At 74.2% G+C, this 10,780-nt stretch carries 8 protein-coding genes; 4 read left to right on the top strand and 4 right to left on the bottom strand.

Going from position 1 to position 10,780, the window contains the following annotated elements; translation table 11 throughout:
- The first annotated feature begins 221 nt into the window (after nt 1-221).
- Together I6A81_RS17255 and glgB are read left to right on the top strand one after the other, a co-directional pair.
- Complete coding sequence (locus I6A81_RS17255) at nt 222-1,625, top strand: maltokinase N-terminal cap-like domain-containing protein (RefSeq protein ID WP_203003819.1); 1,404 nt, start codon at nt 222-224, stop codon at nt 1,623-1,625.
- 28 nt (nt 1,626-1,653) lie between these two features.
- Entirely contained in the window at nt 1,654-4,038 is a 2,385-nt protein-coding gene (gene glgB, locus I6A81_RS17250; protein WP_203003818.1) for a 1,4-alpha-glucan branching protein GlgB, read from the top strand.
- A 34-nt stretch (nt 4,039-4,072) separates the two neighbouring features.
- On the opposite strand, the gene I6A81_RS17245 is transcribed toward glgB, so the two are convergent.
- Nucleotides 4,073-5,617 (bottom strand): ATP-binding protein, encoded by a 1,545-nt coding sequence (locus I6A81_RS17245; RefSeq protein ID WP_203003817.1) that lies wholly within the window; start codon nt 5,615-5,617, stop codon nt 4,073-4,075.
- A 480-nt stretch (nt 5,618-6,097) separates the two neighbouring features.
- On the opposite strand from I6A81_RS17245, the gene I6A81_RS17240 reads away from it, so the two are divergent.
- A complete protein-coding gene (locus I6A81_RS17240) occupies nt 6,098-6,433 on the top strand; it encodes an MTH1187 family thiamine-binding protein (protein WP_203003827.1) in 336 nt (111 codons plus the stop codon).
- A 116-nt stretch (nt 6,434-6,549) separates the two neighbouring features.
- Nucleotides 6,550-7,566, top strand: a complete 1,017-nt coding sequence (locus I6A81_RS17235) for a tetratricopeptide repeat protein (protein ID WP_203003816.1) — start codon at nt 6,550-6,552, stop codon at nt 7,564-7,566.
- 69 nt (nt 7,567-7,635) lie between these two features.
- Here the strand turns inward: I6A81_RS17235 and I6A81_RS17230 are convergent, their stop codons facing one another.
- Genes I6A81_RS17230 through I6A81_RS17220 form a run of 3 tightly spaced genes read right to left on the bottom strand, consistent with a single transcriptional unit; the run spans nt 7,636 to nt 10,575 of the window.
- Nucleotides 7,636-8,238: a cupin domain-containing protein gene (locus tag I6A81_RS17230; protein ID WP_238429359.1), complete on the bottom strand. Its 603-nt coding sequence runs from the start codon at nt 8,236-8,238 to the stop codon at nt 7,636-7,638.
- Nucleotides 8,235-9,359, bottom strand: coding sequence for a methylmalonyl Co-A mutase-associated GTPase MeaB (gene meaB, locus I6A81_RS17225; RefSeq protein ID WP_203003815.1), 1,125 nt, complete (start codon nt 9,357-9,359; stop codon nt 8,235-8,237). Before meaB ends, I6A81_RS17230 begins: the two co-directional genes overlap by 4 nt.
- A gap of 25 nt (nt 9,360-9,384) precedes the next feature.
- Complete coding sequence (locus tag I6A81_RS17220; protein ID WP_203003814.1) at nt 9,385-10,575, bottom strand: acetyl-CoA C-acetyltransferase; 1,191 nt, start codon at nt 10,573-10,575, stop codon at nt 9,385-9,387.
- Between the last annotated feature and the right edge of the window lie 205 nt (nt 10,576-10,780).

Below are 10,780 nucleotides of genomic sequence, written 5' to 3'. Positions count from 1 at the left end.
GGCCCTACCGCCGGGCGGCCCCCCCGCCCCCCCCCCCGCGGGGCCCCCCGGCGGGCCCGGGGACCTGGGGATCCCGGGCCCTCAGCCCGCCGCTGGGGACCGCGGCTCCCAGGCCGTGGCAGGCCCGCGTCCCCGTCGTCAGCGCGGCCCCTGGCCACAACTACATGCGAAGGCCACCGGCTGCGGGCACGAAGACAGCCGATGGCCCAGGGAGGTCGACCGTGCGAGACCACTCCGAGCTCACGTCCCTGCTGACGGACTGGCTGCCCAGGCAACGCTGGTTCGCGGGCAAGGGCCGCCCCGGCGCCGCGATCCGGATCCGCCAGGACGTCGCGGTCAGCGACCTGCTGCGCCACCTGGTCGTGGAGGTCGACTACGCCGACGGCGGGCCGGCCGACTTCTACCAGGTCCCGGTCGTGATCCGCCTGGAGGCCCCCTACGGTCACGAGGGGTTCCTCATAGGCAGGTCCTCGTCCGGCCTGGTCTACGACGGTCTGCACGACCCGCACGGGGCCGCCGCCGTGCTCGACTTCCTCGCCGGCGGCCGGCGCCACGGGACCCTGGCCGCGCGCGCCCTCGCGCCGCTGTCCGCGATGCCCGCGCACTCGGTCGGCGCCGAGCAGTCGAACACCTCCATCGTGTACGGCGAGCACTACATCCTCAAGGTCTTCCGCCGGCTCTGGCCAGGCGTGAACCCCGACCTCGAGGTGACCAGGGCGCTGGCCGAGGCCGGCAGCGCCCACGTCGCCCGCCCGCTCGCCTGGCTCGACGGCGAGCTGGCCGACCCCGGCCAGCCGGAGCCGGAGGGCGTCACCACGTTCGCCTTCCTGCAGGAGTTCCTGCGCAGCGGCACCGAGGGCTGGAAGCTGGCGCTCACCAGCGTCCGCGACCTCTACGCGGAGGGTGACCTGCGCGCCGACGAGGTCGGCGGTGACTTCGCCGGCGAGGCCGAGCGGCTCGGGGTCGCCACGGCCGAGGTGCACACGCTGCTCGCCCGCTGCTTCCCGACCGCCGCCGTGGATGCCGAGAGCCTCAAGGCCACCGCGAGCCACCTGCACGCCCGGCTGGACGCGGCGTTGACCGGTGTGCCGGAGCTGGCCCCGTTCGAGCCCGCCGCCCGCGGCGCCTTCGACGCCCTGGCGGCGACGGAGTCGGCGCCACCGCTCCAGCGGATACACGGTGATCTGCACCTGGGCCAGGTGCTGCGCACCGACACGGGCTGGGTACTGTTCGACTTCGAGGGCGAGCCCGCCCGGCCCGTGCCCGAACGCCGCCGGCTCGACTCGCCGCTGCGCGACGTCGCCGGCATGCTGCGCTCGTTCGACTACGCCGCCCAGTCGATGCTGCTGGAGCGGCAGAACGAGGGCGAGCGCGGGCTCGGCTACCACGCCCGCGAGTGGGCAGAGCGCAACCGGGAGGCGTTCCTGGCCGGCTACCGCGCCGGCAGCCGGCTCGACCTCGACGCGCAGGCGGTCACGCTGCGCGCCTTCGAGCTGGACAAGGCCGTCTACGAGGTGCTGTACGAGGCCAGGCACCGGCCGTCGTGGATCGAGATCCCGCTCGGCGCGGTCCGCCGCCTCACCCAGTCGCACCCGCCGCTGCCGACCGGGTCGGCCGCGGCATGAGCCACGCCGGACAAGCTTGGGAGAAGCAGTGATCGACACCAACAACGGTCGTCCCAGGCCATCGGCCGACGGCCCGGCCCGCGAGCAGTCGACAGCGTCGGACGCGGGGCCCGGCCGCGGGCCGGGCCCCATGCCGGGCACGGAGACCATGCTCGCCGAGCCCCAGCCCAGCTCCCCGCCGCCGGACGTGGCCGTGCCGCGCGCCGAGCTCGACCAGCTGGTCGGCGGCCGGCACCACGACCCGCACGGCATCCTGGGCGCGCACCCGACCGGCGAGTGGACGATCGTGCGCGCCCTGCGCCCGGACGCGGTCGGCGTCGCCGTCGTCATCGGCCACGACCGGTACGAGGCGGCCCGGCTGCACAGCGGCGGGGTCTTCGCCGTGGCGGTGCCCGGCGGGAAGGTGCCCGACTACCGCCTGGAGGTCACCTACCCCGACTCCCGGTACCTCGTCGACGATCCGTACCGCTACCTGCCGACCGTCGGGCAGATCGACCTGCACCTGATCGCCGAGGGCCGTCATGAGCGGCTCTGGACGGTACTGGGCGCGCACATCCGCCGCTACCCGGCCGAGGACGGGCGGGATGTCAGTGGCGTGAGCTTCGCCGTCTGGGCGCCAAACGCGCGCGGTGTGCGGGTCGTCGGCGACTTCGACTTCTGGGACGGGCGGGCCTACCCGCTGCGCTCGCTGGGCCACACCGGAATCTGGGAGCTGTTCGTCCCCGGTGTCGAGGCCGGCACCCGCTACAAGTACGAGATCCTCGGCTTCGACGGCGTGTGGCGGCAGAAGGCCGACCCGATGGCGATCCACACCGAGACGCCGCCGGCGACCGCCAGCGTGGTCCACGAATCCGCCTACACCTGGTCGGACGAGGCCTGGATGGCCGAGCGCGCCGGTACGGCGTGGCACGCCGCGCCGGTCTCCGTCTACGAGGTGCACCTGGCTTCCTGGCGCCGCGGCCTGTCCTACCGGCAGCTGGCCACCGAGCTGGTCGAGTACGTCCGCGACGCCGGCTTCACCCACGTCGAGTTCCTGCCGGTCGCCGAGCACCCGTTCGGCGGCTCCTGGGGCTACCAGGTGTCCGCCTACTACGCTCCCACCTCACGGTTCGGCGACCCCGACGACTTCCGCTACCTGGTCGACGCGCTGCACCAGGCCGGCATCGGGGTGCTGGTCGACTGGGTGCCCGCCCACTTCCCGCGGGACAGCTGGGCGCTCGGCCGGTTCGACGGGACCCCGCTCTACGAGCACGGCGACCCGCGGCGCGGCGAGCACCCCGACTGGGGCACGTTCGTCTTCGACTTCGGCCGCGTCGAGGTACGCAACTTCCTGGTCGCGAACGCGCTGTACTGGTTCGAGGAGTTCCACATCGACGGGCTGCGGGTGGATGCCGTCGCCTCGATGCTCTACCTCGACTACTCCCGCCCGGCTGGCCAGTGGCTGCCGAACATCCACGGCGGCCGGGAGAACCTGGACGCGGTGGCCTTCCTGCAGGAGGTCAACGCGACGGTGTACCGCAAGGTGCCGGGCGTGATGATGATCGCCGAGGAGTCGACCGCCTGGCCGGGGGTCACCCGCCCGACCCATCTGGGAGGGCTCGGGTTCGGCTTCAAGTGGAACATGGGCTGGATGCACGACACGCTCGACTACATGTCCCGGGCGCCGGTCTATCGGATGTACCACCATCACCAGGTCACATTCTCGATGGTCTACTCGTACTCCGAGAACTACATGCTGCCGTTCAGCCACGACGAGGTCGTGCACGGCAAGGGCTCCCTGCTGCGCAAGCTGCCGGGCGACCGCTGGCAGCAGCTGGCGAACCTGCGGGCGCTCTACGCCTACATGTGGGCGCACCCCGGCAAGCAGCTGCTGTTCATGGGCTGCGAGTTCGCCCAGGACCGGGAGTGGGACGAGTCGACCACCCTCGACTGGCACCACCTCGACGAGCCGGGCCACCGCGGCGTCGCCGGTCTGGTCACCGACCTCAACCGGACCTACCGCGCGACGGCCGCGCTGTGGTCCAAGGACAACGACCCGAGCGGCTTCGGCTGGATCGACGCGAACGACGCCGAGAGCAACGTGCTGTCGTTCCTGCGCTTCGGGGAGCTCGCCCCGCCGCGCCCGAACGCCACTGGCTCCGGCCCCGACGCGGCGGACGGCGCGCCGCCGGTCCTCGCCTGCGTCACGAACTTCGCCGGCGCGCCCCACCACGGCTACCGGCTGGGCCTGCCCCGCCCCGGACGCTGGCGCGAGATCCTCAACACCGACGCCACCGTCTACGGCGGCTCCGGACAGGGCAACCTCGGAGCGGTGCTGGCCACCACGGATCCCTGTCACGGGCAGCCCGCGTCGGCCTCCCTGACGCTGCCCGCCCTGTCCACCATCTGGTTCGTCCACGAGGGCGACGAGTAGCGCCAGCCGCCAGCCGCCGCCCGCCCGCGGCCGGTCAGCCTGGGAACTGGCTGCCGGCCGGGTACTGGGCGGCGGGGGTCGGGGCGACCGCCGAGTCGGTGGGGCTGGCGCCGGCCGCGGAGGTGACGGCGATGACGAGGGCGCCGGTGTCCATCGGGGAGGAGACCACGTCGCGCGCGCCGGCCTGGCGCAGGCGGAGCACCTCGACCGGGTCGTCCGCCGCGGACAGGACGACCGTGGGCACGCGGGCGGCCGCCGGGTCGCCGGCCAGGTGGGCGAGCAGGTCGGCCGCGGTGGTGTCCGGCAGGTTCTGGTCGATCATGATGAGGTCGGGCCCGGACCGTGCGATGGCGTCGAGCGCGAGCGCGCCGCGCGGCACGCTGACCGTGTCCGCCGCGAAGGCGCGCGCGAGCGTCTGGGACACCTGCGCGCGGGTCGCCGGGTCACCGCTGACGTGCACGACCCGCAGGCTCGCGTCGGTCGGGATCCGGCCGCCGATGCCGGGCGGGAACGGGTCCTGGTCCGGGTCGGGATGCGGGTAGCGGACGTCGACGGCGTCGAGCACCACCGCGAACACGCTGCCGACGCCGTACCGGCTGGCGGCGGTCAGCACGCCGCCCATCGCCGTCACCAGCGCGTGCGACAGCGCGAGGCCAAGCCCGCTGCCCTCGATCCGGGTCTGCTCCGCCCCGAGCCGCTCGAAGGGGCGGAACAGCCGGCTTATCGCGTCCGGGGGCAGGCCCTGGCCGTCGTCCTCGACCTCGATGCGCAGCCGCCCACCGGTGATGGGCACGATGCCGACCCGCACGGTGCCGCCGTCCCGGCCGTACTTGATCGCGTTGCCGAGCAGGTTCAGCAGCACCTGCCAGAGCCGGCGGCGGTCGGCGTCGGCGACCAGTGGCACGGCGGGGTGGATGACCCGGCGGATGCCGCGCCGCTGGGCGAGTGGCTCGACGAGCTCGACGACGCCCTCGACGATGTCGAGGACGTTGACCGGCGCCTTGGTGATGTCACCGCGCCCGGCGCGCAGCCGGGCGAGGTCCAGCACGTCGTCGATGATCGCCTGCATGTGCCGGCCGCCGGTGATGATCCGTTGTACGTCGTCCATCAGGCCCGGGGGCAGCGGCTCGAGCTCGAGGAGCTGGGCGAAGCCGAGCATGGCGTTCAGCGGGGTGCGCAGCTCGTGCCCGAGCCGGGCCATGAACTCGTCCTTGGCGCGTGAGTCCCGCTCGGCGCCCGCGCGGGCCCGCCGGTCGCTGGTGTCCTTGGCGACGACGGCCACCCAGCCCGCCCGGTCGGCGCGGACCGTGAGGTCGAACGGCACCGGGTTGCCGGCCATGTCCAGCAGGTGGGCGGCGCCGCGCCACTCGCCCGTGCGCGCGAGCGCGTCGAGCACGACGTCCGCCGGGACCCGCGCGGACGGCTCGACCACGTCGGCGAGCTCGCGCAGGAAGCTGACGCGGGCCAGCCGGTCGCCGAGGAACGCCCGCGCCGCCGCGCCGACGTCGAGGATGCGCCCGTCGGCGCCGACCACAACCACGAGGTCGTTCAACGCGTCCAACAACGTGCGGGTGCTCACCTGGGCACCATCCCGTCGCCTCGACCCCGAGTCGCCCGGTTAGATGGGGAGGCCTTGGGCAGGCGGTGACACGCGACAGCGCCCGCCGAGATCTCCCGGCGGGTCGACGCCATCTGTGTCCATCCCACGGCGGCCAATGGTAGGGCGTGCCGTCATCCGGTGTTGTGGCGGGTTTGCGTAGCAAGGCCAGCCGTGGCGCCATCGTCGACTCCGGCGCGACCATTCGTCACCGAGACTGGCTCACGACAGCGCGCACGTCACGTGCTGAACAGCTCTCGCCGCCCGGCGTGGTCGAAACGACCCGAGTAGCGGCATCTCGCCCGGTACGTCTACACGCATCGTAGTGGGCCCTTTCGGGGGCCCTCGGTCGGCGGTGACGGCGCCGCCCGCCGCGGCGTGGGAGCGCCGCGGCCGGTGTTGGCCCGCGGTCGAGGCTTGCCGGCCCCGCATACGCCGGCGCGCGCATGGTATGCCGTGACCATGCTTGTCGCGTTCAGTGTGACCCCGATCGGTGTGGGTGAGGACGTCGGAGCTCTGGTCGCCGAGGCCGTCCGGGTGGTGCGGGCCAGCGGCCTGCCGAACGAGACCACCTCGATGTTCACCACGGTCGAGGGCGAGTGGGACGAGGTCATGGACGTGGTCCGCCGGGCGACCGACGCGGTCGCCGCCCGCGCCGGCCGGGTCAGCCTGGTCCTCAAGGCGGACATCCGCCCCGGCGCCGTCGACGCCCTCCATGCCAAGGTGGCAACCATCGAGCGCCACCTTGACCCCCTTTCCCCACCGATTGACCAGGAATCACCCAACGCCACCCCGTAGGTACACATTGAGCACGGATCGAGGGGAACCGGGGGCCGACTCGGCCGGGAAGACCGAGATAGCGGCCGGAAAACTCTCGCGCCCGGCGCGGCCAGCCCGCCGTGGGAGGTGTCACGATGGTGGGTATGCAACGTAGGCCTCCTGTCTCACCCCGCTCCGCGGGCGCCCGGCCGACGCGCGCGCAGTCCTCACGCGCCCAGAACGGGCCTCTTCCGGACCGGCTCGGAGGGCTGCGGCTGGCGGGCGCCGTGCCGCTCGACCCGAAGCCGGCGCCGCCTCCCACGGCGGCCCGGCCAGCGGCGGCAGGACCCCCAGCCGGGGGCCCCCCGGGCGGCGGCGCCCCCGGCGGGCCCGTGGTCATCGACGTCACCGAGGCGACCTTCGCCGAGGAGGTCGTCAACCGGTCCATGCAGACGCTGGTGGTCCTGGACTTCTGGGCGTCCTGGTGCGGGCCGTGCAAGCAGCTCAGTCCCATCCTGGAGCGGCTGGCCGAGGCCGACGGCGGTCGCTGGGTGCTCGCCAAGATCGACGTGGACGCGAACCCCGGCCTGGCGCAGGCCGCCGGCGTGCAGGGCATCCCCGCCGTGAAGGCCGTCGTGGGCGGCCGGATCGTCAGCGAGTTCTCCGGCGCCCTGCCGGAGCGGGAGGTACGTGGCTGGCTCGACCAGCTGCTCGCCCTCATCGACGAGGCCTTCGGCGGCGGCGCCGGCGGCCCGGCGCGCGACCCGGACCTCGCCGCGGCCGACGAGGCGCTCGAGCGTGGCGACCTGCCGGCCGCCGCGGCGGCCTACCGCGCCCGGCTCGCCGAGGCGCCCGCGGACCCGGAGGCGACGCTCGGCCTTGCCCGCGTGAACCTGCTGGAGCGGGTCGGCTCGATCGATCCCGCCGACCTGCGCCGCCGGCTGACGGCCAACCCGGACGACGTCGACGCGACGCTCGCCGCCGCCGACCTGATGATCGCGCAGGGCCAGGCCGAGGAGGCGTTCAAGCAGTTGGTCGCGTTCGTCCGGCGTAGCTCCGGCGACGAGCGCGAGAAGGCCCGCGCCCACCTCGTCAGCCTCTTCCAGGCCCTCGGCGACGCCGACCCGGCGGTCGCCCCCGCCCGCCGAGCCCTGGCCGCGGCGCTGTTCTGAGCCGGCCGAGCCTTCCGCGTCCGCTGGTCCTGTCTCCTCCCCCCGGGGGCGGAGACAGGACCGGCCGGGTCAGCGGGGCGCGGTGGGGTCGTACAGCTCGAAGTCGGCGAAGTCGAAGCCGGGGGCGACCACGCAGCCGACCAGCACGGCTTCGGCGTCCCCGTCGGCGACGGGTTCGGCGCTCTGCCAGTGGCCCGCCGGGACGACGGCCTGGAGGGCGTCACCGGCGGCGGGGTCCGGGCCCAGGACGATCCGCTCCCCCGCGACCGGCTCGGTGCCCGGTCCGCCCAGGGTGAGGGCGAGGCGGCCGCCGCCCTGCCAGAGCCAGATCTCGGCGGAGGCCACCCGGTGCCAGGCCGACACCTCGCCCGGCTGCAGCAGGAACAGGATCGAGGTCGCGACCGGCCGGACACCGCCATGCGCGGCGATCTCGGCAGGGCTCGCCCATGTACGCCGGTACCAGCCACCTTCTGGATGCGCGGCCAGCCCCAGCGCCGAAATCAGCGGATGTGGAGCCGGACGGGCGCTGACGCGCTCGTTTGTCGGGCGCTTCGCGCCCCCGCCGACCCCTGTGGCGGTTGAAGGGGAGGCCTGTGGCCGCTCCATTCCCGTGGTCGGCGGCTGGGCCGGGCTGGCCGGTCGGCCGGCGGCCGCCGGCCAGTCGGCGCTCATGGGAGCGTCGAGCCGGTCGCGAGCCCGCCAGCCGCCTGGCCCGCCGGGGCCGGTGGAGACGCCGGCCCGGCGGGCGGGGTAGCGGCCGTAAGGGCCGCGACCAGGTCGTCGGCGGCGGACCAGGGATCCAGGCGGCCGGCGACGACGTCGTCGGCCAGCGCGCCGAGGCGGCCGGTGCCGTGGACGTCGCCGAAGCGGGCGCGCAGCGCGGCCAGCGCGATCTGCTCGATCTCGTCGGCCGCCCGCCTGGCCCGCCGGCGGGCCAGTTCCCCGCTGGCGGCCAGCCAGCCGCGATGGGCCGCCACCGCCGCCACCACCTCGTCGACGCCGCCGCCCTCGGCGGCGACCGTGCGGACCACCCTCGGAACCCAGCGGTCGTCGGCACCGGCCACGCCGCCCCCGGCGCCGGGTCGGCCACCGCGGCCGCCATGGCCGGTGAGACCGGACAGGCGGACCATGTTCGTCAGGTCGCGGTAGGTGTCGTCGGCGCCGGGGCGGTCGGCCTTGTTCACCACCAGGACGTCGGCGATCTCCAGGATGCCGGCCTTGGCCGCCTGGATGCCGTCGCCCATCCCCGGCGCGAGCAGCACCAGTGTGGTGTCGGCCAGCGAGGCGATGTCCACCTCGGCCTGGCCGACACCGACCGTCTCGATCAGCACGACGTCGAAGCCGGCGGCGTCGAGCACCCGCAGCGCCTGCGGCGTGGCCCACGACAGCCCGCCGAGGTGGCCCCGGGAGGCGAGCGAGCGGATGTAGACGTCGGGGTCCGTGGTGTGCGCGGTCATCCGGACCCGGTCGCCGAGCAGCGCGCCTCCGGTGAACGGTGACGACGGGTCGACGGCGAGCACGCCGACCCGCCGGCCGGCCGCCCGGTAGGCGGCGACCAGGGCCGACGTGGACGTCGACTTGCCGACCCCGGGCGCGCCAGTGACGCCGATCACCTCCGCCCGGCCGGTGCGCGGCGCGAGCAGGCGGGAGATCTCCCGCAGCCAGGGCGAGTCGTCCTCGACGAGCGAGATCAGCCTGGCGACCGCGCGCGGCGAGCGGTCCTCGACCGCCGCGGCCACCAGCTCCGCCGGGCTCCCGTACGCCGCCGACCTGGGGGCAGCCACCCGCGTCATCGAGGCCAGGGCCGAGGACTCGGGGTCAGGAGGCGGCCGGCACGCGCAGGATCAGCGCGTCGCCCTGGCCGCCGCCGCCGCACAGCCCGGCAGCGCCGACGCCGCCGCCGCGCCGCCGCAGCTCGAGGGCCAGCGTGAGCGCGATCCGGGCGCCCGACATGCCCACCGGGTGGCCGAGCGCGATCGCGCCGCCGTTGACGTTGGTGACCTCGGAGGTGATGCCGAGCTCGCGCATCGACTGGATGCCCACCGAGGCGAACGCCTCGTTGATCTCGTACAGGTCGACGTCGGCCGGGGCCAGGCCCTCCTTCGCCAGCGCCGCCTTGATGGCGTTCGCCGGCTGCGACTGCAGCGAGGTGTCCGGCCCGGCGACGAAGCCGTGGTGGCCGATCTCGGCGAGGATCGACAGACCCAGCTCCTCGGCCTTCGCCCTGCTCATCACGACGACGGCGCACGCGCCGTCGGAGATCTGCGAGGCCGAGCCGGCGGTGATCGTGCCGTCCTTGCTGAACGCCGGGCGCAGCCTGCCCAGCGACTCGCCCGTCGTGTCGCCGCGCACGCCCTCGTCGTCCTTGACGACGATCGGGTCGCCCTTGCGCTGCGGGACCTCGACCGGGACGATCTCGTCCTCGAACAGGCCGTTCTTGATGGCCGCGGCGGCGCGCTGGTGTGAGAGGGCCGAGAACTCATCCTGCTCGGCACGGCTGATGTTCAGCGGGCCGTTGTAGCGCTCGGTGGCCAGGCCCATGCCGATCTGGTCGAAGGCGCAGGTCAGCGCGTCGTGCTCGGTGGCGTCGACCAGCGGCGCGGTGCCGTAGCGGATCCCGGCCCGGCCGTTCAGCAGCATGTGCGGGGTGTTCGTCATCGACTCCATGCCACCGGCGACGACGATGTCGTACTCGCCGCTGGAGACGTAGGTGTCGGCGAGCGCGATCGCGTCCAGGCCGGACAGGCAGACCTTGTTGATGGTGATCGACGGGACGGACAGCGGGATGCCGGCCTTGGCCGCCGCCTGGCGCGCGGTCATCTGGCCGGAACCGGCCTGGATGACCTGTCCGAAGATCACATACTGGACGGCGTCGCCGGCGATCCCGGCCCGCTCCAGCGCGCCCTTGATCGCGATCCCGCCGAGGTCGACGGCCGGGAAGCCCTTCAGCGCGCCAGAGAGCTTGCCGATCGGGGTCCGCGCGCCGGCCACGATGACCGAACCAGGCATGACTGCCTCCAGGAGAGCGGGATGCGAGCAGGAACGACTGTGCCCGAGACAACGCCCGAGACAACGACTGTGCTTGAAACCATAACGTGATCTTGCGCCGCGCGCCGCCGGGGCGTGGCCAGAACCACCTTGCGCGGCCACCGGTTCACCGCCGCGGCCGGCCGGAAACGCCGGTCGCCAACTGTGTCAACGGCCAGCCCGCGGC

The sequence above is a fragment of the Frankia nepalensis genome (genome assembly GCF_016786325.1).
Taxonomy (GTDB): domain Bacteria; phylum Actinomycetota; class Actinomycetes; order Frankiales; family Frankiaceae; genus Pseudofrankia; species Pseudofrankia nepalensis.
This window is presented reverse-complemented; position numbering and strand designations above follow the sequence as displayed.